At 60.2% G+C, this 20,098-nt stretch carries 16 protein-coding genes; 10 read left to right on the forward strand and 6 right to left on the reverse strand.

Going from position 1 to position 20,098, the window contains the following annotated elements; all coding sequences use genetic code 11:
• Positions 1 to 13 precede the first annotated feature (13 nt).
• On the reverse strand, positions 14 to 604 hold the full coding sequence (locus tag AC1DVF_RS20205; RefSeq protein ID WP_007917992.1) for an amino acid synthesis family protein: 591 nt from the start codon (positions 602 to 604) through the stop codon (positions 14 to 16).
• Between the two features lie 449 nt (positions 605 to 1,053).
• Between AC1DVF_RS20205 and AC1DVF_RS20210 the strand changes: the two genes are divergently transcribed.
• Together AC1DVF_RS20210 and AC1DVF_RS20215 are read left to right on the forward strand one after the other, a co-directional pair.
• A complete protein-coding gene (locus AC1DVF_RS20210; protein ID WP_477783037.1) occupies positions 1,054 to 2,097 on the forward strand; it encodes a WD40/YVTN/BNR-like repeat-containing protein in 1,044 nt (347 codons plus the stop codon).
• Positions 2,094 to 4,478: an efflux RND transporter permease subunit gene (locus AC1DVF_RS20215; protein ID WP_477783038.1), complete on the forward strand. Its 2,385-nt coding sequence runs from the start codon at positions 2,094 to 2,096 to the stop codon at positions 4,476 to 4,478. The genes AC1DVF_RS20210 and AC1DVF_RS20215 overlap by 4 nt, the downstream gene beginning before the upstream one ends.
• Positions 4,479 to 4,755: 277 nt before the next feature.
• On the opposite strand, the gene AC1DVF_RS20220 is transcribed toward AC1DVF_RS20215, so the two are convergent.
• Both AC1DVF_RS20220 and AC1DVF_RS20225 read right to left on the reverse strand, forming a co-directional pair.
• Entirely contained in the window at positions 4,756 to 5,475 is a 720-nt protein-coding gene (locus AC1DVF_RS20220) for a FadR/GntR family transcriptional regulator (RefSeq protein ID WP_093437799.1), read from the reverse strand.
• 185 nt (positions 5,476 to 5,660) lie between these two features.
• A complete protein-coding gene (locus AC1DVF_RS20225) occupies positions 5,661 to 7,397 on the reverse strand; it encodes an IlvD/Edd family dehydratase (RefSeq protein WP_093437804.1) in 1,737 nt (578 codons plus the stop codon).
• Positions 7,398 to 7,590: 193 nt separating this feature from the next.
• Between AC1DVF_RS20225 and AC1DVF_RS20230 the strand changes: the two genes are divergently transcribed.
• From AC1DVF_RS20230 to AC1DVF_RS20265, 8 genes are all read left to right on the forward strand, one after another.
• Positions 7,591 to 8,913, forward strand: coding sequence for an MFS transporter (locus AC1DVF_RS20230; RefSeq protein WP_077573249.1), 1,323 nt, complete (start codon positions 7,591 to 7,593; stop codon positions 8,911 to 8,913).
• Positions 8,914 to 9,057: 144 nt separating this feature from the next.
• A complete protein-coding gene (gene araD1, locus AC1DVF_RS20235; RefSeq protein WP_477783039.1) occupies positions 9,058 to 10,050 on the forward strand; it encodes an AraD1 family protein in 993 nt (330 codons plus the stop codon).
• A 9-nt stretch (positions 10,051 to 10,059) separates the two neighbouring features.
• Entirely contained in the window at positions 10,060 to 11,640 is a 1,581-nt protein-coding gene (locus AC1DVF_RS20240) for an aldehyde dehydrogenase (NADP(+)) (protein ID WP_460090617.1), read from the forward strand.
• Between the two features lie 179 nt (positions 11,641 to 11,819).
• A complete protein-coding gene (locus tag AC1DVF_RS20245) occupies positions 11,820 to 12,131 on the forward strand; it encodes a DUF5629 family protein (protein WP_477783040.1) in 312 nt (103 codons plus the stop codon).
• Positions 12,118 to 13,293 carry a lactonase family protein gene (locus tag AC1DVF_RS20250; protein ID WP_477783041.1) on the forward strand — a complete coding sequence of 392 codons (1,176 nt, stop codon included), beginning with the start codon at positions 12,118 to 12,120 and terminating at the stop codon, positions 13,291 to 13,293. The genes AC1DVF_RS20245 and AC1DVF_RS20250 overlap by 14 nt, the downstream gene beginning before the upstream one ends.
• Before the next feature lie 156 nt (positions 13,294 to 13,449).
• Positions 13,450 to 13,629 carry a hypothetical protein gene (locus AC1DVF_RS20255; protein ID WP_007917967.1) on the forward strand — a complete coding sequence of 60 codons (180 nt, stop codon included), beginning with the start codon at positions 13,450 to 13,452 and terminating at the stop codon, positions 13,627 to 13,629.
• Positions 13,630 to 13,989: 360 nt separating this feature from the next.
• Positions 13,990 to 14,202: a hypothetical protein gene (locus tag AC1DVF_RS20260; RefSeq protein ID WP_093437841.1), complete on the forward strand. Its 213-nt coding sequence runs from the start codon at positions 13,990 to 13,992 to the stop codon at positions 14,200 to 14,202.
• Positions 14,199 to 14,456: a hypothetical protein gene (locus AC1DVF_RS20265; protein ID WP_093437845.1), complete on the forward strand. Its 258-nt coding sequence runs from the start codon at positions 14,199 to 14,201 to the stop codon at positions 14,454 to 14,456. The genes AC1DVF_RS20260 and AC1DVF_RS20265 overlap by 4 nt, the downstream gene beginning before the upstream one ends.
• A gap of 137 nt (positions 14,457 to 14,593) precedes the next feature.
• On the opposite strand, the gene AC1DVF_RS20270 is transcribed toward AC1DVF_RS20265, so the two are convergent.
• From AC1DVF_RS20270 to AC1DVF_RS20280, 3 genes are read right to left on the reverse strand one after another with little or no spacing between them, the layout of a single operon-like run.
• A complete protein-coding gene (locus tag AC1DVF_RS20270) occupies positions 14,594 to 15,178 on the reverse strand; it encodes a glutathione S-transferase (protein ID WP_460090619.1) in 585 nt (194 codons plus the stop codon).
• Entirely contained in the window at positions 15,175 to 18,816 is a 3,642-nt protein-coding gene (locus tag AC1DVF_RS20275; RefSeq protein WP_477783042.1) for an AAA family ATPase, read from the reverse strand. Before AC1DVF_RS20275 ends, AC1DVF_RS20270 begins: the two co-directional genes overlap by 4 nt.
• Positions 18,813 to 20,057: an exonuclease SbcCD subunit D C-terminal domain-containing protein gene (locus tag AC1DVF_RS20280; protein ID WP_477783043.1), complete on the reverse strand. Its 1,245-nt coding sequence runs from the start codon at positions 20,055 to 20,057 to the stop codon at positions 18,813 to 18,815. The genes AC1DVF_RS20275 and AC1DVF_RS20280 overlap by 4 nt, the downstream gene beginning before the upstream one ends.
• Positions 20,058 to 20,098 lie beyond the last annotated feature (41 nt).

Below are 20,098 nucleotides of genomic sequence, written 5' to 3' on the forward strand. Positions count from 1 at the left end.
CCTTTTATTGTGATTACTGGGCTTTTTCGGCGGCCAGCTCTTCCAGATCGATGTAGCGATTGCCAATGCGCGGGTGCAGACGGCCACCGTCAGCGCAACCCAGCACGACAACGATTTCGTCGGCACGCGGTGCGTCTTCGATCTGCATTTCCAGAGTGATGTAGTGCGAACGCTGACCTTCGTCGTCCTTGTGCATCATCGGGATCTGGATCGAAGTGCCCGGGCCGCCGCGCTTGTTGGTAAAGCTCAGGTAGCTCTTGGCGTTGACCGCTTCGCGGTAGTGATTGCCAAAGCGCAGGGTGTGGATCACGGCGGAGGCGTGCTCGATCTCGCCGTCAGCGCCGACCACAGCCGCTTTGCCGTAGGCCTCGATTTTTTCCGCACCGCCGATGATGCCGACCAGACGCTCGACCATCAGCGCACCAAGGTCGGAGCAATTGGCGCGGATCTGCGGCTTGAGGTCTTCAACGAAACCGTTGCCCACCCATGGGTTTTTCATCACCACGGCGAGGCCGACCATGGTCACTGGCTTGTCAGTGGCCTTGCCGCCTTCAATGAAGGTTTCTTCGACATAGCTGACGATCTTGCGAATTTCGAAACTCATGAGCTGCTCCGTTGGGGGATTAAGAGTGTCTGTGCGTCTGATGGTATACCATAATACCGATCGTGCAAGTCCCTCCGGTAACTTTTGCCGCATCACCCCGGCGAATGGTCATGTATTCAAATCCCACAACCACCACCAACCTCTGTGGGAGCGAGCTTGCTCGCGAAGGCGGCGTAACGTTCACCCTCTTTATTGGCTGATCCACCGCTTTCGCGAGCAAGCTCGCTCCCACAGGGGAATTTCTTCGTAACAGAAGGTCGCTTTCGGTTAACAAAAGATAACGTGGCGCCGATTGTCAGACGTTTCGAAAGCCCGATAGGATGAGCCAGCTTCCGAAGTGGCTCTGGATTGCGGGTTTCAGGACTATGCTTCTGACCAGCCATCAGCGGAGCACACTTGCGGCGCCCTTGAAGGCCAATGGCCTAACAATAATAAATAGGGGAAGGTCTATGAGTCGTTGCCGCCCGCCGGCGTTACGCAACACCGCGTTGCTGGCCACAGCACTCTCCATGCTGGGCTTGGCCACGTTATCGGCACCTGTGATTGCTGCCGAGGCGCCAGCCGATGTGGTCTATGCCACCGAATCCGCCAAAGCCGCGAAAAGCCTGATTCTCGATGTCGTCCACGCTGGCGCACGCCTGGTCGCGGTCGGCGATCGCGGGCACATTCTCTATTCCGATGACCAGGGCAAGACCTGGACCCAGGCCAAGGTGCCGAGCCGGCAACTGCTGACCGCTGTGTACTTTGTCGACGACAAGCACGGCTGGGCGGTCGGCCATGACGCGCAAATCCTCGCCAGCGCAGACGGCGGTCTGACCTGGACCAAGCAATTCGAAGACCTCAAACGCGAATCGCCGCTGCTCGACGTCTGGTTCAAGGACGTCAACAGCGGCCTCGCCGTGGGAGCGTACGGTGCACTGCTGGAAACCACCGACGGCGGCAAAAACTGGGAAGACGTCAGCGACCGCCTCGACAACGAAGATCAATTCCACCTCAACGCCATCGCGGCGGTGAAGGACGCTGGGCTGTTCATCGTCGGCGAGTCGGGCAGCATGTTCCGCTCCGCCGACGACGGCCAGACCTGGGAAAAACTCGAAGGCCCGTACGAAGGCTCGCTGTTCGGCGTGATCGGCACGGCGCAACCGCAGACCCTGCTGGCCTACGGCTTGCGCGGCAACCTTTATCGCTCGACGGATTTCGGCAGCACCTGGCAGCAGGTCGAGCTGAAAGCTGCGCGCGGATCGCTGGAATTCGGCCTGTCCGGCGCGACCCTGCTTGAAGATGGCTCGATCGTGATCGTTGGCAACGGCGGTTCGGTGATCAGCAGCAGCGACAACGGCGAGACCTTCAGCGTGTTCAACCGTCCGGATCGTATTTCCCTGTCGTCGGTCACCGCTGCCGGCGACGGCAATCTGATTCTGAGCGGGCAGGGTGGCGTTCACACCACGCTGCCAAACGGTGCCGAGATCAATAATAAGAAGGCGGGGCTATGACTTCCTTGATCACTCCTCAGCAGGACAAGGCGACGTTTCTTGAGCGCCTGATCTTCAACAACCGTCCGGCAGTGATCCTTATCTGCCTGGTGGTGAGTATTTTCCTGTTCTGGCAGGCCACGTTGATCCGGCCGTCGACCAGTTTCGAAAAAATGATCCCGCTCAAGCATCCGTTCATCGAGAAGATGATGGAGCACCGCAACGATCTGGCGAACCTGGGCAACACCGTGCGCATTTCGGTGGAAGCCAAGGACGGCGACATCTTCTCCAAGGAGTACATGGAGACTCTGCGCCAGATCAACGACGAGGTGTTCTACATTTCCGGCGTCGACCGTTCTGGCCTGAAGTCGCTGTGGAGCCCGAGCGTACGCTGGACTGAAGTGACCGAAGAGGGTTTCGCCGGCGGTGAAGTGATCCCGCAGAGCTACAACGGCTCGCAAGACAGCCTCGATCTGCTGCGCAACAACGTGCTCAAGTCCGGCCAGGTCGGGCGGCTGGTGGCCAACGACTTCAAGTCGAGCATTGTCGACATCCCGCTGCTGGAGTCCTACCCGGACCCGGAAGACCAGGGCAAGTTGCTCGCGCTGGACTACCGCAAGTTCTCCCATGAACTCGAAGACAAGATCCGCAACAAGTTCGAAGCGCAGAACCCCAACGTCAAGATCCACATCGTCGGTTTCGCCAAGAAGGTCGGCGACCTGATCGACGGTCTGGTGATGGTCGTGCTGTTCTTCGGCATCGCGTTTGTCATCACCCTGATTCTGCTGTTGTGGTTCACCAACTGCGTACGCAGCACCATCGCGGTGTTGAGTACGACGCTGGTGGCGGTGGTCTGGCAGCTCGGCTTGATGCACTTCTTCGGTTTCGGGCTCGATCCGTATTCGATGCTGGTGCCGTTCCTGATTTTCGCCATCGGTATTTCCCACGGCGTGCAGAAGATCAACGGCATCGCCCTGCAATCCAGCGAGGCCGACAACGCGTTGACCGCAGCGCGGCGCACTTTCCGGCAACTGTTCCTGCCGGGGATGATCGCGATTCTCGCGGATGCGGTGGGCTTCATCACGCTGCTGATCATCGACATCGGCGTGATCCGTGAACTGGCCATTGGTGCGTCGATCGGCGTCGCAGTGATCGTGTTCACCAACCTGATTCTGCTGCCGGTCGCCATCTCCTATGTCGGCATCAGTAAACGCGCGATTGCCAGGAGCAAGAAGGACGCCAACCGCGAACATCCGTTCTGGCGCCTGCTGTCGAACTTCGCCAATCCGAAAGTCGCACGCGTCTCTGTGGTGCTGGCGCTGATCGCCTTCGGCGGCGGCCTCTGGTACAGCCAGAACCTGAAAATCGGCGACCTCGACCAAGGCGCGCCGGAACTGCGTCCGGACTCGCGCTACAACAAGGACAACAACTTCATCATCAACAACTATTCAACCAGTTCCGATGTGCTGGTGGTAATGGTCAAGACCAAGGCCGAAGGCTGCTCACGCTTCGAAGCCATGGCGCCGATCGACGAACTGATGTGGAAGATGCAGAACACCGAGGGCGTGCAGTCGGCGATCTCGCTGGTGACCGTGTCCAAGCAGATGATCAAGGGCATGAACGAGGGCAACCTGAAATGGGAAACCCTGTCACGCAACCCGGACGTGCTGAACAACTCGATTGCCCGCGCCGACGGTCTGTACAACAACAGTTGCTCGCTGGCGCCGGTGCTGGTGTTCCTCAACGATCACAAGGCCGAAACCCTCGATCGTGCAGTGCACGCGGTGCAGGAATTCTCCAAGGACAACAACAAGGACGGTCTGGAATTCATCCTCGCCGCCGGTAATGCCGGGATCGAAGCGGCCACCAACGAAGTCATCAAGCAGGCTGAGCTGACCATCCTGATTCTGGTGTACATCTGCGTGGCAGTGATGTGCATGATCACCTTCCGTTCGTGGGCGGCGACGCTGTGCATCGTCCTGCCGCTGGTGCTGACCTCGGTACTCGGCAACGCGCTGATGGCGTTCATGGGCATCGGCGTGAAAGTCGCGACCTTGCCGGTGGTGGCGCTGGGTGTGGGGATTGGTGTCGACTACGGCATCTACATCTACAGCCGTCTGGAGAGTTTCCTGCGCGCGGGGCTGCCGTTGCAGGAAGCCTATTACCAGACGCTGAAATCCACCGGTAAAGCCGTGCTGTTCACCGGTCTGTGCCTGGCGATCGGTGTGTGCACCTGGATCTTCTCGGCGATCAAGTTCCAGGCCGACATGGGCCTGATGCTGACCTTCATGCTGCTGTGGAACATGTTCGGTGCGCTGTGGCTGTTGCCGGCACTGGCGAAGTTCCTGATCAAGCCTGAGAAACTGGCGGGGCAGAAGGGCAATTCGCTGTTTGCGCATTGATCTGAAGGGCTGAAACGACAAAGCCGCAACCTTAGGGTTGCGGCTTTTTTTGTGTTTTAAGATCAAGAGCCCCTCACCCTAGCCCTCTCCCGGAGGGAGAGGGGACTGACCGAGGTGTGCTGCTTGATACATCGACCTGAAATACCGAGTCGATTATGGATTCACAGCAAATCGTTCAAGTCGGCGTAAATCTCGAATATCCCCCAATCGGTTCCCTCTACCTCTGGGCGGTCCGACGTTTCGGGAGGGCTAGGGTGAGGGTAAGCGGTCTCCAGCCTTAGGAGAGTTCAGCGCCAAGCACAACACTCAAAGCACTACGCGCATCATCCAACTGCACCAACGTCGCATGCCGAGCCCCCAGCGCATCACGATTCTCGATCGCCGTCAAAATCGCCTTATGCCGCGGCAACGCCAGCTCATGCAGATTCGGCCGCTGATTCGAATGCTTCAACGCCTCGGCAATCGCCACCGACAACATATTGCACAGGTTCGCCAACAAGTCGTTGTGTGTCGCATCGGCAATCCGGCTATGGAAATCCAGATCCGGTTGCAACAACGCTTCCGGTGTCGGCGCCGCTTCCATGCGCTGGTACGCCTCACCAATCGCGGCAATATCAGCCTCGGTCGCATGTTGAGCGGCGAGAGCGGCAGCCGCCGGTTCGATAATGCTGCGCACACTGGTCAGCACATTGAAAAACTCATTCTGCGGGCTGCTTTGCATCAGCCAGTGCAGCACGTCCGGGTCGAGCATGTGCCATTCGCGCCGGGCCTTGACCACCGTGCCAACCCGAGGCTTGGAATACACCAGCCCCTTGGCCACCAGCACCCGCGTGGCTTCACGCAACACCGGCCGGCTGACCGCGTACTCCTCGCAGAGCAGGGCTTCGGCGGGCAGTTTGTCGTCGGGCAAGAAGCGTCCGGAGACGATCTGCATGCCCAGTTCCTGGACGATGCGCGAATGCATGCTTTTGCGGTCGGAAGGTTTGCGGTAATCCATGGGGAGTGGCGCGATCCTGAGCGATGGAGATGCCGCGCATCATAGCAGGCACGGCGCAATCTTGAGGCGGGTAAAGAACAACTGTGGGAGCGAGCTTGCTCGCGAAAGCGGTGGGTCAAACAACATAACTGTTGAATGTACCGCCGTCTTCGCGAGCAAGCTCGCTCCCACAGGGATTTGTGTGATCAGTGAGAATGACGCGGCACTTCAGCGCCTCGGCAACCTACCAGGAAGTCGAAGTCACAGCCCTGATCCGCCTGCAGCACGTGGTCGATGTACAACTGACGATAGCCGCCCACCAACAACTGCTGCGGCGGCTGCAGATCGGCCATGCGTGCCGCCAGTTCGGCATCCGGAATGTCCAGGTGCAGCCGCCCGGTGGCGCAATCCAGCTCGATCCAGTCGCCTTCCTGCACCGTCGCCAAAGGCCCGCCGGCCGCCGCTTCCGGCGCCACGTGCAAAACCACGGTGCCATACGCCGTGCCGCTCATCCGCGCATCAGATATGCGCACCATGTCGGTCACACCCTGGGCCAACAACTTGGCCGGCAAGCCCATGTTGCCGACTTCGGCCATGCCCGGATAACCCTTCGGCCCGCAGTTCTTCATCACCAGAATCGAATCCTTATCGACCTCCAGTTCCGGATCGTTGATCCGCGCCTTGTACATGTCGAAGTTCTCGAACACCACCGCGCGGCCGCGATGCTGCATCAATTCCGGCGTCGCGGCGGACGGTTTGAGCACAGCACCCAGCGGCGCCAAGTTACCGCGCAACACACAAATCCCGCCATCGGCGCGAATCGGATTGTCGAGCGTGCGGATCACCTCGTCCTCGCCATAGATCGGCGCATCTTTGGTGTTCTCGCCGATCGACTTGCCATTGACCGTCAGTGCATTCGGGTTAGGGATCAGATTGGCTTCACCGAGACGCCGCAGCACTGCCGGCAAACCACCGGCGTAATAGAATTCTTCCATCAGGAAGCGCCCCGACGGCTGCAGATCAACGATGGTCGGCATGCCACGACCGATACGGGTCCAGTCGTCCAGATCCAGTTCAACACCGATGCGTCCAGCGATAGCTTTCAAGTGAATCACCGCGTTGGTCGAACCACCGATAGCTGCGTTCACACGAATAGCGTTTTCGAAGGCTTCCTTGGTGAGGATCTTCGACAGTTTCAAGTCTTCGCGAACCATCTCCACTGCACGCATACCGGACATGTGCGCCAACACATAACGTCGCGCATCCACCGCCGGGATCGCCGCGTTGTGCGGCAGGGAAGTGCCCAGTGCTTCCGCCATGCAGGCCATGGTCGACGCCGTGCCCATGGTGTTGCAAGTGCCTGCCGAACGCGACATGCCACCCTCGGCCGCAAGGAAATCGTCAATCGTGATGGTGCCGGCCTTGACCTGCTCGCTGAGCTGCCAGACCACCGTGCCCGAGCCGATGTCCTTGCCTTTGTGCTTGCCGTTCAACATCGGCCCGCCGGTGACGACGATCGCCGGCACATCGCAGCTGGCCGCGCCCATCAGCAGTGCCGGGGTGGTTTTGTCGCAACCGGTCAACAGCACCACGCCGTCGATCGGGTTGCCGCGAATGGCCTCTTCAACGTCCATGCTCGCCAGGTTGCGAGTGAGCATGGCGGTCGGGCGCAGGTTCGATTCGCCGTTGGAGAACACCGGGAATTCCACTGGAAAACCACCGGCCTCGATCACCCCGCGTTTGACGTGCTCCGCGATCTGGCGGAAGTGCGCGTTGCACGGGGTCAGTTCCGACCAGGTGTTGCAGATGCCGATGATCGGCTTGCCGTGGAACTGGTGGTCGGCGATGCCCTGATTCTTCATCCAGCTGCGGTACATGAAGCCGTTCTTGTCGGCCGTGCCAAACCATTGGGCGGAGCGCAGGGTGGGTTTCTTATCAGACATGATCGTTTCTCTTATTGTATGACTATAGTGTTCCAGCTACGGCCTAATCTAAGCGCAAAATCCTAGGTTTGGAAGTGTTGTTGGTGAATTAGTAATACTATATAGTCGTTTTCGACGGAGGGATGGCCCTGGCGGTTTTCCGTGAGAGGCGTCCCCCGAGGTTCTATAAAAACAACAATCGGAGACCGATCTCATGAGCCAGGAACTGCGGCTAATCCGGCGCATTACGCTGAAACTGATTCCCTTCCTGATCCTGCTGTACCTGATCGCCTATGTGGATCGCTCCGCCGTCGGCTTCGCCAAGCTGCACATGGGCGCCGACATCGGTATCGGCGACGCCGCCTACGGCCTCGGCGCCGGGCTGTTCTTCATTGGCTACTTCCTTCTCGAAATCCCCAGCAACCTGATGCTCGAACGCTTCGGCGCACGGCGCTGGTTCGCGCGGATCATGATCACCTGGGGCGCGATCACCATCGGCATGGCCTTCGTTCAGGGCCCGCACAGTTTCTACGTGATGCGCTTTCTGCTCGGCGCGGCCGAGGCGGGGTTCTTCCCCGGCGTTCTCTACTACATCACCCAATGGTTCCCGGTGCGCCATCGCGGCAAGATCCTTGGCCTGTTCATCCTCTCCCAGCCGATCGCGATGATGATCACCGGCCCGGTGTCCGGCGGCTTACTCGGCATGGACGGCGTCCTCGGTCTGCATGGCTGGCAGTGGCTGTTCATCGTCATCGGCACCCCGGCGATCCTCCTGACTTGGCCAGTGCTGCGCTGGTTGCCGGACGGCCCGCAACAAGTGAAATGGATGGATCAAGCCGAGAAAGACTGGCTGACCGGTGAGTTGAAAAAGGATCTGCAGGAGTACGGCCAGACCCGCCACGGCAATCCGCTGCATGCGCTGAAAGACAAACGTGTGTTGCTGTTGGCGCTGTTTTATCTGCCGGTGACGTTGAGCATTTATGGCCTCGGTCTATGGTTACCGACGCTGATCAAACAGTTCGGCGGCAGTGATCTGGTCACCGGTTTTGTGTCGTCGGTGCCGTATATCTTCGGGATCATCGGCTTGCTCATCATCCCGCGCAGTTCCGATCGTTTGAATGATCGTTACGGGCATCTGGCTGTTCTTTATGTGCTGGGTGCGATTGGCTTGTTCCTGAGTGCGTGGCTGTCGCTGCCCGTGGCGCAATTGGCGGCGTTGTGTCTGGTGGCGTTTGCGCTGTTTTCCTGCACGGCGGTGTTCTGGACCTTGCCTGGGCGCTTCTTTGCCGGTGCGAGTGCGGCGGCGGGAATCGCGTTGATCAACTCGGTAGGGAACCTGGGCGGGTACATCGGGCCGTTCGTGATTGGGGCGTTGAAGGAGTACACCGGCAATTTGGCTTCGGGATTGTATTTCCTCTCTGGAGTGATGGTGTTCGGTTTGATCCTGACGGGCGTGGTTTACCGCGTGCTGGAACGCAAACACGTCCTGCCAGTCGACCAATTCGCCGCCAGCGCCCGTGGCGCCACCCGCACCTAACTGACCAAAACCGGCCCCTGTAGGAGTGAGCCTGCTCGCGATAGCGGTGTRTCAGSWWAAAAAATGTCGACTGACACACCGCTATCGCGAGCAGGCTCACTCCTACAAAGGGCGGCGGTGTTTCGAATAACACAGGAGAAAATCATGCATCTGGTTCAATTCGAATTAAGCAACCGCGAACGCCGCGTCGGCGTGGTCGACAACGATCTGGTGCGCGAAGTGCTAGACGCGCGCAGCGTGCGCGATCTGGCGCTCGCCGCCATCGAAGCCGGCAACACGCTGGAACAGCAAGTGCAGATCCTCGGCCTCGGCATCAGCCACGACTACGCCGAACTGCTCGCGCAACTGCGCATTCTGCCGCCTCTCGATCACCCGGACCCGGCGCACATGCTGGTCAGCGGTACTGGCCTGACTCACCTGGGCAGCGCCTCGGCGCGGGACAAAATGCACCAGCAGGCTGGCGACGAAGCGGCGATGACCGACACCATGCGCATCTTCAAATGGGGTGTGGAGGGCGGCAAACCGGCGGCGGGGCAGGCCGGTGTGCAACCAGAATGGTTCTACAAGGGCGACGGCAGTATCGTCGTTCGCCCGGGCCAGCCGTTCCCGGTGCCGCCGTTTGCTGAAGACGCTGGCGAAGAACCAGAGATGGCCGGCCTCTACCTCATTGGCAACGACGGCAAGCCTTATCGCCTGGGCTTTGCGGTGGGCAACGAGTTCTCCGATCACATCATGGAGCGCAAGAATTACCTGTACCTCGCGCACTCGAAATTGCGCAGTTGCAGTTACGGCCCGGAACTTCGCACCGGTGAACTGCCTCAACATCTGGCCGGCACCAGTCGCATCCTGCGTGACGGCGAAGTGCTCTGGCAGAACGAGTTTCTCAGCGGCGAGGCGAACATGTGCCACAGCCTCGCCAACCTCGAATACCACCATTTCAAGTACAGCCAGTTCCTGCGTCCGGGGGATGTGCACATTCACTTCTTCGGCACCGCGACCCTGTCGTTCGCCGATGGCATCCGCACCCAGCCGGGCGACGTCTTCGAAATCAGCCAGGCCGAATTCGGCGCCCCGCTGGCCAACGGCATTGTCCCGGTTCCAGCGGCATTTGAACCGGACAGCATCGGCACCCTTTAAGGAGATCCCATGACTCAGATTCTCGGTCACAACTACATTGGTGGTCAGCGCAGCGCCGCTGGCGACGTCAAACTGCACTCCGTCGATGCGACGACGGGCGAACAGTTGCCGCACGATTTCATTCAGGCCACGGTAGAAGAAGTCGACGCAGCGGCCAAAGCTGCCGCTGCCGCGTACCCGGCCTATCGCAGCCTCAGCGCCGAACGCCGCGCGCAGTTTCTCGACGCAATTGCCGATGAACTCGATGCCCTCGGTGATGATTTCGTCGCCGTGGTCTGCCGCGAAACGGCGTTGCCCGCCGGACGCATTCAGGGCGAGCGCGGACGCACCAGCGGGCAGATGCGTCTGTTCGCCAAGGTTCTGCGTCGGGGGGATTTCTACGGTGCGCGGATTGATCTGCCGTTGCCGGATCGCCAGCCATTGCCACGTCCTGATCTGCGCCAATACCGCATCGGCCTCGGTCCTGTCGCGGTGTTCGGTGCAAGCAACTTTCCACTGGCGTTTTCCACGGCCGGCGGCGACACCGCAGCGGCGCTGGCCGCCGGTTGCCCGGTGGTGTTCAAGGCCCACAGCGGTCATATGGCCACGGCTGAGCTGGTCGCTGACGCGGTGATTCGTGCAGCGGAAAAAACCGCGATGCCTGCCGGTGTGTTCAACATGATCTACGGCGGGGGCGTCGGTGAATGGCTGGTCAAGCATCCGGCGATTCAGGCAGTCGGTTTCACCGGTTCGCTCAGAGGCGGACGCGCACTGTGTGACATGGCCGCCGCACGCCCGCAACCGATCCCGGTGTTTGCCGAGATGTCGAGCATCAACCCGGTGATCGTCCTGCCGCAGGCACTTGCCGAGCGTTCGGAAACCGTTGCTCGTGACCTGACCGCTTCGGTGGTGCAGGGCTGCGGTCAGTTCTGTACCAATCCCGGTCTGGTGATCGGCATCCGTTCGCCGCAGTTCAGCGCGTTCGTGCAGCAGGTTGCGGGTTTGATCGGTGATCAACCGGCGCAAACCATGCTCAACGCCGGCACCCTCGGCAGCTACGGTAATGGCTTGCAGAAACTGCTGGCGCATCCTGGCATCGAGCATCTGGCCGGCAATCCGCAGCAGGGTAATCAGGCGCAGCCGCAATTGTTCAAGGCCGATGCGAGCCTGTTGATCGATGGCGATGAAGTGCTGCAGGAAGAAGTGTTCGGCCCGACCACGGTGATTGTCGAAGTGGCGGACAAGGCGCAACTCAGCGCTGCGCTGCATGGCCTGCACGGGCAACTGACCGCGACGATCATTGGCGAGCAGGCGGACTTTGAACGTTTCCCTGAGCTGACGCCGTTGCTGGAACAGAAGGTCGGGCGGATCCTGCTTAACGGTTATCCGACGGGTGTCGAGGTGTGTGATTCGATGGTGCATGGCGGGCCGTATCCGGCGACGTCTGATGCTCGTGGTACTTCGGTCGGTACGCTGGCCATCGACCGTTTCCTGCGTCCGGTGTGCTTCCAGAATTACCCGGACAGCTTGCTGCCCGAGCCGCTGAAGAACGCCAACCCGCTGCGCATCCAGCGCCTCGTCGACGGCAAGCCCTCACGCGACGCGTTGTAACTGACAGCCAATATCCCCTGTGGGAGTGAGCCTGCTCGCGAATGCATTCTTTCAGTCAGCCTTTCTTGGCCTGACACACCGCATTCGCGAGCAGGCTCGCTCCCACAAGGGTTCCCATAAGGTCTCTGGATCACATTGAGCTATCATTGGCCCTTTCCCCCCTAGAAAGACTGTTTGCCATGACTGCCCAAACCCTTCTCAACGCCCTCGAACACTGCGGCATGGTCGAAATCGACGGCTTGCACGCCTTCGAATTCGCCCTCGACGAAGACGACAACCTGCACATCGAATGCATCGATGGCCGATTGGCCAAGCATTGGGAATTCACCCCGGCGCAGGTTGCAGCGGCAACGTTTGACGAAGACCTGCAGAGCTGGCTGGTCATTGGTTATGCCAGCGACACCAAAACCACTGGCGAACACCGCTTGGTCTGCCTTGGCGATGTAGTCAGCAGCAGCGACGACGAGGATGACACTAATGAAAATGCGTAAATTCTGGCCGCTGCTGATGGCCGGCAGCGTCGGTGCCATGGGCCTGTCCACGGCGTACGCCGAAAGCTTCCAGTTGCTGGTCGGCTCCTACACCGCCGGCACCAGTCAGGGCATCTATCGCATGAACTTCGACAGCGCCACCGGCCAGATCGACGCCAAACCGCTGCAAGTGGTCAAAAGCGAAAATCCGTCATGGCTGACCCTGTCCAAAGACCAGCGTCGCTTGTTCGTGGTCAATGAAAACGGCCCCGGCCAGAAAGACTCGGTCGGGCGTGTCAGCAGCTATTCGATCGACCCGAAGACTCACGCCCTGAGCCTGATCAATCAGGTGCAGAGCCTGGGCAACGAGCCGACTCATTCGAGCCTCAGCGGTGACGCCAGCCACTTGTTCGTCAGCAACTACTCGGTGGTGGAAGACCCGGGTGGAACGCTGGCGGTACTGCCGGTGGGTGCTGACGGCAAACTCAAACCGGTGGTGCAGATGAGCGCGCACCCGGCGAGCCGGGTCAACCCGGAGCGCCAGGCCTCCAATCACGTCCATTCGACGGTCTCTTCGCCGGACGGACGCTACGTGTTCTCCAATGACTTGGGCGCAGACAAAGTCTTCATCTACCAATTCGATCCCAAGGCCAACCCGGAGCTGCCGTTGACCCCAGCGAAAACCGCATCCGTGGCATTGCCTGCCGGCAGCGGCCCGCGTCATCTGCTGTTCAGTGCTGACGGTAAACACGCCTGGCTGACCATGGAAATGAGCGCGCAAGTCGCTGTGTTCGACTACGACGACGGCGTGCTGACCCAGACGCAACTGGTCGATCTGGCCGCCGGCCAGCCGACTTCGGACAAGGCTGCGGCGGCGCTGCACGCCTCGGCGGATGGCGAGTTCCTCTACGTCAGCAACCGTGGCACCGCCAATCAACTGCTGGTCTTTGCGATCGATCCGGCGAGCGGCCAGCTCAAGGAACTGCAAAAGCGTTCGGTGGAAGGTGATCACCCGCGCGAGTTCAGCCTTGATCCGAGCGGTAAGTTCCTGCTGATTGCCAACCAGAAGAGCAACGAAATTGTCGTCGTCGAGCGCGATGGCAAGACCGGTCTGCTCGGCAAAACCGTGCAGAAACTGCCGATGGACGCGCCGAGCGACCTCAAGTTTCTAGTGCGACAATAAGCCACAGGCCCCGGTTTACGGGGCCTGCCTCTTTGTATTAATCGCGCTGATATCGGGTAATGCTACAAAGCATTTCAAGCGATCAACCCTCGAGCGTTAAGTTTGCTTCACGGCCCAACCGGGCAAACATGCCAACCGAACACGAGGGTTACCGCCATGAACTTCAATCTCTTCTCCGTGATTGCCGCTTCCGCCATCTCCGCTACCGTTGTACTGCCAGCCAGTGCCAACGTTGAAATCAACAGCAAAAAATCCCACACCCAGAGCTACACCCAGAAATACCTGCAACAGAGCGCCAACTTCTACGCTGCGCTGGATCACAAAGCCCAACACTGAAATCTTCGCCTCGACCACAGCTGCCGAAGGCTGCGATCTGTTGAATTTGTTGATCGTTCCCACGCTCTGCGTGGGCATGCCTCTAGGGACGCTCTGCGTCCAGTGACGCGGAGCGTCACGGGCTACATTCCCACGCAGAGCGTGGGAACGATCCGTACAGCAAACTCAACAGATCGCAGCCTTCGGCAGCTTTTGTGTGTGGGCGAATCGAAAAATGGGCCTGATAGGTTTTCTTCAACACGTAAATAGACTGGCTAAATAATCAACGAAGCTGATGTTTACTATGGCAAACCCTGAGTGGTTGCCACGGCTTTTTTGATTGATTCTGTGGGCATCGAAACATGCCCACGGGAGAACACCATGGCCAGCGCAATCCTTCATTCAGCCAAACGCGGCGCCTATCTGGCCATCGGTCTTTACCTGGCCGTGGTGTTGGTCGTCAGCATCGCCTCGCAGATGGAACACAGTTTTGAAGCGCCGATTCAAGTCGCCCACCCCGGCGTGCAGTTCGAAGTTCGCTCGCAAAGCGTGATGGTCGACCGGGCTGAACTCGCAGGAGTTGGCGGAGCATGAAAGGCTACAGACTTTGGGTTGTCGCCGGTTTAGCGTTCTTCACCAACGGCGCTTCATTATTGGGTATCGGCCAAGGTTCGGTAGGTGCATTGGCCCGCGCCATAGAGGCCAATCACACCATCGCGCACAACATCGAACGGGCGAATACCCTGGGGCTGATGGCCGGCAATCCACCGGTAAAAGTCTCGGCCGATTTTCTCGGGCCGTTCGAGATAGATTGCATGGCACTGGGCATGTGCCAAGCGCTGGCTTGACCCTGTAGGAGTTGATCGTTCCCACGCTCCGCGTGGGAATGCAGCCCCGGACGCTCCGCGTCCGATTGGAACGCAGAGCGTCCCTTGAGGCATTCCCACGCAGAGCGTGGGGAACGATCAAAGCAGGAAGGTAAGGGTTATTTCTTCATGATCGAAGTGAAGAGTTCGGACTCAAGGAAGCGCTGCAACCAGGCCTGCAACCGAACATAAGGCGTCTGCGCAAACCACTCACGATCAACATGGGCGAACTGCCGAACGAAGGGCAGCAGGGCGATATCCGCCAGGCTCGGATGATCAGCCAGCAAGTAATCGCGATCGGTCAGCAGCTCCTCCAGCCTCTGCAAGTACAGCGCCCCCTCAGCCCGATAAATCTCCATCGGTTGCTCCGGGTAACGTTCGGCGTACTTGTAGCGATTCAAATGCACTTTGAACCCTTGATCATTCGCTTCGATCAATTCAGCAATCCGCGAGTCGCCATCAAGCAACCAATCCTGCGGATCATTCTGCGCCAACGCCCAGCGCATGATCTCCAGACTCTCGTCTATCACCTGCCCACCGGCATCCAGCACCGGCACAGTGCCCTTGGGCGAGATCGCCAGCATCTCGGCCGGCTTGGCCTTGAGGCTGACTTCGATGATGTCCACCGGCACACCCGAATAACGCAGCGCCATTCGCGCGCGCATCGCGTACGGGCAGCGGCGGAAGGAGTACAGCGTGTTCATTTCACCTCCAGCGTGCTCAAACCATTGCCCTGACGCTGCACCTGAATCTGTACCGGAATCCGCTCGTGCATTTCCTGCACGTGGGAAATCACCGCAACTTTGCGGCCCTGCGCCTGCAAGCCATCGAGCGCATCCATGGCCAGTTGCAGCGACTCCGGGTCGAGGCTGCCAAAGCCTTCGTCGATAAACAGCGATTCGATTTTCAGCGTGCTCGACGCCATCGACGCCAGACCCAGCGCCAGCGCCAGCGACACCAGGAACGTCTCGCCGCCAGACAACGAATGCACCGAGCGCAGTTCATCGCCCATTTCCGTGTCCATCACCAGCAGGCCGAGCATGCTGCCGCCGCGTTTCAGGCGATAGCGCTTGACCAGTTGGCGTAACTGCACGTTGGCGTGATGCACCAGTAAATCGAGGTTGTAGGCCTGGGCGATCTTGCGGAAGGTGTCGCCGGTCGCAGAACCGATCAAGGCACTCAATCGCGCCCAGCGCTGATACTCGGCATAGGCCGAGGCGATCTGCTGCGCCAGCGCCTGATTGGCGTTTTGCCGGCGCTGGTCTTCGACCTGTTCGGCACGCAGTTCGGCGCATTGCTGTTCGCTGACGGTGAACTGGTTCTGCAGGTCGGCGAGGGCGCTGGCCAGTTGTTCGGCATCGAGATTGCCGTTGTGCTGCGCCTGATGATCGAGCAACAAGCGATCACGCTCCTGCAACAATACCTTGGCCTGTTCGATGGCTTTTTCGTTGTGCTGCAAGCGCTGGCGCAGTTCGGCGACTTGCCCGTCATCGACTCGCAACAGATCTTCGAGGCCACCGTCATCCAGCTCCGGGTGGCGGGCGCGCCAGTCGGCAATCTTGCCGGCCAGGTCCTGCTCTTCGTTTTCCAGTGCCTGCAAACGCTCTTGCTGCGCCTTGAGTTCGGCGGCGATCTGCACGAGTTGCGTGCGCACATTCTGCAGTTCCTGCGCGGTAGCGGTTTCGGCATTGCGCGCCTGTTCGACCGCTTGCTCAAGCTGCTGCTGCCAGTGCTCGGCGCTGCTGTGCTGGCCAAGCAACTGGGCGAGTTTTTGCTGGCAGGCTTGCTGTTGCTCGGTGAGTGCCGTGAATTGCTGTTCGGCGCTGAGCAATTGCTGTGCACGGGTCTGCTGGCGATCCTGTTCTTTCTCCAGCGTCTGTTGGCGCTGTTGCTGCTCGGTCTGTTCCTCTTTCTGCTGCTCGACTTGCGCCAGGCGCTCGGCGATCTGCCGGTCAAGCTGCATGAACGTCGCGGCCGGTTCCTGGCGCAAGGCTTCCAGGGTGTCGGCCGGCAACAAACTGCCGAACGCGCTGAGTTCTTCGTCGAGACGCTGACGGTCGCTGCTCAGCTCACGCTGCTGATTGCTCAGGTGCTGCGCGGCTTGCTGGTGCGCAGTTTCGGCCTGACGCAATTGCTGGGTCAGCCGCGCGGCATCCTGTTGCAAGGTGAGCAGGGCGTTCTGGCGTTGTTCGTCCTGAGTGATGCTCTGGTTCAGTTGCTCGTTTTGCCGGGCGAGCCAGGCATCGCGTTTGTCGGCGTCCTGATTGAACAACTGCGTGGACAGCGGATGCGCGTCGAGGCTCGGCGCCAACGCTTGTTGCTGGGCGGCCAGTTGTTCCTGCTGTTGCAGCAGTTCTTTCTGCTGAGCAATGACGCCAACGACTTCGGCGCGCAGTTCAGTGAGTTTTTCCTTGAGCTGATCGACGACTTTCTGGGCGCTGGCCTGCTCGCTTTCATCATGACGACCAAGGCTTTGCAGCAGCGCTTCAGGCTGATGATACGGGTGCTCGTTGCTGCCGCAGACCGGGCACGGCTGATCGTCCTGCAACTGCGCGCGCAATTCTTCGACACTGGCACTGCGCGCCAGACGCTGGCGTTCAAGTAGTTCGCGAGTGACGTTAAGGGTTTGCTCGGCGACGGTCAGTTCAGCCTTGGTTTTCACGCCGTCCTGAGTCAGCCGTTCGCGTTCCTGCTGGGCGTTGAGCTGACGCTGTTGCAGCTCGCTGCTGCGCTTGTCCAGATCCTGTTGCGTGGCCCACAGGCGTGATAAATCTTCGAAGGCGCGCAGTTGCTTGCGGTTGTCCTGCAGCAGCGTACCGAGAATGCCGATCTGCTCAGCGACGGCATCGGGTTCGGCGCCGGCCTCCTTGAATAGCACTTCCAGTTGCTGCTTTTGCGTGGTCAGCTCTGCGGCGCTGCGCGTGGCGTTTTCTTCGAGGCTCGCCAGTTCGGTCTGGCCCTTGTTCAAGCGATTGCCGATCAACATCAACTGTTGCAGGCGATCGCGGTAGGCATTCCACGCATCACTCAGTGGTGCCAGATGGGTACTTTGCTCCAGCTCAGCGGCGATGCGTTGCAGGCGTTCGGCGACTTGGGTCTGTTTATCCAGCAAGGCTTGAATGGCATTCTGGCCCTCGGTGCAAGCCTGCTGCGCATTGAGCCTGGCTTCGGTACTTTGCGCGACATCCTTGGCCAGACGGGCGAGGGTGCTTTGCTCTTCGAAGGCCTGACGCAATAGCGGCGCGTTTTCACTTTGCCGTTGTTGCGCTTCGCTCAGAGCGACTTTCGCTGCTTCGAGATTCTGCTCCAGTTGCGTCTGGCGCTCGGTCAGTTCGGCATGTTGCCGGGTGTGCGCGGCAATTTGCGCGGCCAGTGGCGTCAGCAGGGCATCGAGTTCGCTTTTGCGCGCGAACTGGTGTCGCTGCGGGCCGAGCTGCTCCAGTCGCGTCAGTTTCACCCGCTCGCCGGCCAGACTTTCCGAATGCTGTTGCGCGCTGTGCAATTGCTCGGCGGCCGCTTGCTGCGCGTCCTGCAACACACGCAAATCCTTGAGCCAGCCGTGCTGTTGCTCAAGCTGTTTGAGCTGCGCCTGCTGCAACTTCATTTGCTGTTGCGCGGCGTTGAAGCGCTCATCCAACTCGGCCCGCGCTTCGGGCGCCAACGGGGTCACGCCGGTCGCCTGATCCTGCAACAGCTTATGCGCTTCGCGGGCTTCTTTAGTCTTGTCGAAGGCGCGGCGGCCGAGACGGGTGTACAGCGCGGTGTCGGTGAGTTTTTCCAACAGTTCGCTGCGGTCGTTGTCGTCGGCCTTGAGGAACGCGCTGAACTCGCTCTGCGCCAGCAGCACGGCGCGGGTGAACTGTTCGAAGTTCAGGCCGAGCGCAGCTTCCAGCTGAGTTTTGTATTCACCTTTCTGGCTGGCGAGCAGTTGATCCTGATCGATGTCGCGCAGGCTCTGCCGGCTGGCCTGCAACTTGCCGCCGGCCTTCTCGCGGGCGCGATTAGCTTCCCAACGTGCCCGATAGCGACGGCCATCGACACCGACGAAATCCACTTCGGCATAACCTTCGCCGGTACCGCGACGCAGCAAGGTGCGCGGGTCGCCGGTGGCGATTTCACCGTCGGCATCCGGAACCTTGGCGTCACGGCCGGTGTTGTTCAGGCGCGGCACGGCGCCGAACAGCGCCAGGCACAAGGCGTCGAGCAAAGTACTTTTACCCGCGCCGGTCGGGCCGGTAATCGCAAACAAACCGGCACTGGCCAATGGTTCAGCGGTGAAATCAATCTCGAACGGCCCGGCCAGCGAGGCGAGGTTCTTCAGGCGAATGGCGAGAATCTTCATGGCTGCTCGCCCTCCAGTTGTACGTCTTGCAGCAGTTCGGCGAAGTCCTTCAGCGTTTGCTCGTCGACCTCGCTGCCATAGTTGTCGAGCCAAGCGCGGCTGAACAGTTCCTGCGGAGTGAGCTGGTCGAGTTCGATCAGCGCGGTGCCGTCCTCGCTGCCATCCGCGCCACGGTTGCCGGCATATTCGGCGGCGATGCGCACCAGGCGCACAGCTTTGCCTTGCAGGGCGCTTTCGACTTGATGGCGCAGATCCGGCTGTGGCTCGTCGAGGGTTACGCGCACTTCCAGCCACGGCTGGCGTTGGGTTTCGGCGAGCAGGTCGATGTTCGGCAGGTCCGCCAGTTGCAGCAGGATTTCGGCCAGCGGTGCCGGGCCGATGCGCTGCAGATTGACCGAACGCGGGATCAGTTTCGGCTCGACGCTGACCAGGGTTTCGCCGTCGAGAGTGACGTCGAGAATCTGGTGCTGATAGCCGATCTCCGAGAACGACAACGGAATCGGCGAACCGCTATAGCGGATGCGCTCTTCACCGTTGACCTTCTGCGGCTTGTGCAAATGGCCGAGGGCGACATAACTGATGCTCGGCCCGAACAGGCTGGCGGGCAGGGCTTCAGCGTTACCGATGATCAGGCTGCGCTCGGAGTCTTCTGACACCGAACCGCCGGCCATATGCGCATGGCTGATGGCGATCAGCGCCTGACCGGGTTGGCGCTTGGCGTTGGCAGCCTCGATCAGCCATTCGTGCACCTGACCGATGCCACGCAAATAGTTGTCGCCCAGATGCGCGCCCGTCACCTCTGCTGGGCGCAGGAACGGCAGCGCCAGGCACCACGCGGCGACTTCGCCGGTTTTATCCGGCAACGGCAGCAGCAGGCGTTCGGCATCCAGTTGCCCGTCATCCAGCCACAACACCCGGCCCAACGCATGCGTGCGCAAACGGCGCATCAGCGGCGCGGGCAGTTCGATCCGCGAGCCGGAATCGTGGTTGCCGGCGATCATCACAATGGTCAGCAACGGTTGCTGCTCGTGAGCGCTGACGATGAAATCGTAGAGGCGTTCCTGGGCTTTGACCGGCGGGTTGACCGTGTCAAAGATGTCCCCGGCAATCAGCAGCACATCCGGCTGCGCCAGTTGCAATTGGCGCAGCAGCCATTCGAGAAAACAGGCGTGCTCGAAATCGCGCTCCTGGCCGTGCAGGTTTTGCCCAAGGTGCCAGTCGGAGGTGTGGAACAGACGCAAGGTGGACTCCGCAACATTTAAAGAGGTGATGGCCGCGAGGA

The sequence above is a fragment of the Pseudomonas sp. P4_D7 genome, from assembly GCF_056401755.1.

Excerpts from the sequence above, each read along its gene's own strand:
- AC1DVF_RS20265 (WP_093437845.1), top strand. The coding sequence starts at position 14,199 with ATGAAAGGCTACAGACTTTGGGTTGTCGCCGGTTTAGCGTTCTTCACC.
- AC1DVF_RS20260 (WP_093437841.1), top strand. The coding sequence starts at position 13,990 with ATGGCCAGCGCAATCCTTCATTCAGCCAAACGCGGCGCCTATCTGGCC.
- AC1DVF_RS20255 (WP_007917967.1), top strand. The coding sequence starts at position 13,450 with ATGAACTTCAATCTCTTCTCCGTGATTGCCGCTTCCGCCATCTCCGCT.
- AC1DVF_RS20215 (WP_477783038.1), top strand. The coding sequence starts at position 2,094 with ATGACTTCCTTGATCACTCCTCAGCAGGACAAGGCGACGTTTCTTGAG.
- AC1DVF_RS20275 (WP_477783042.1), bottom strand. The coding sequence starts at position 18,816 with ATGAAGATTCTCGCCATTCGCCTGAAGAACCTCGCCTCGCTGGCCGGG.
- AC1DVF_RS20225 (WP_093437804.1), bottom strand. The coding sequence starts at position 7,397 with ATGTCTGATAAGAAACCCACCCTGCGCTCCGCCCAATGGTTTGGCACG.
- AC1DVF_RS20250 (WP_477783041.1), top strand. The coding sequence starts at position 12,118 with ATGAAAATGCGTAAATTCTGGCCGCTGCTGATGGCCGGCAGCGTCGGT.
- AC1DVF_RS20220 (WP_093437799.1), bottom strand. The coding sequence starts at position 5,475 with ATGGATTACCGCAAACCTTCCGACCGCAAAAGCATGCATTCGCGCATC.
- AC1DVF_RS20240 (WP_460090617.1), top strand. The coding sequence starts at position 10,060 with ATGACTCAGATTCTCGGTCACAACTACATTGGTGGTCAGCGCAGCGCC.
- AC1DVF_RS20230 (WP_077573249.1), top strand. The coding sequence starts at position 7,591 with ATGAGCCAGGAACTGCGGCTAATCCGGCGCATTACGCTGAAACTGATT.
- araD1 (WP_477783039.1), top strand. The coding sequence starts at position 9,058 with ATGCATCTGGTTCAATTCGAATTAAGCAACCGCGAACGCCGCGTCGGC.
- AC1DVF_RS20205 (WP_007917992.1), bottom strand. The coding sequence starts at position 604 with ATGAGTTTCGAAATTCGCAAGATCGTCAGCTATGTCGAAGAAACCTTC.
- AC1DVF_RS20210 (WP_477783037.1), top strand. The coding sequence starts at position 1,054 with ATGAGTCGTTGCCGCCCGCCGGCGTTACGCAACACCGCGTTGCTGGCC.
- AC1DVF_RS20270 (WP_460090619.1), bottom strand. The coding sequence starts at position 15,178 with ATGAACACGCTGTACTCCTTCCGCCGCTGCCCGTACGCGATGCGCGCG.
- AC1DVF_RS20245 (WP_477783040.1), top strand. The coding sequence starts at position 11,820 with ATGACTGCCCAAACCCTTCTCAACGCCCTCGAACACTGCGGCATGGTC.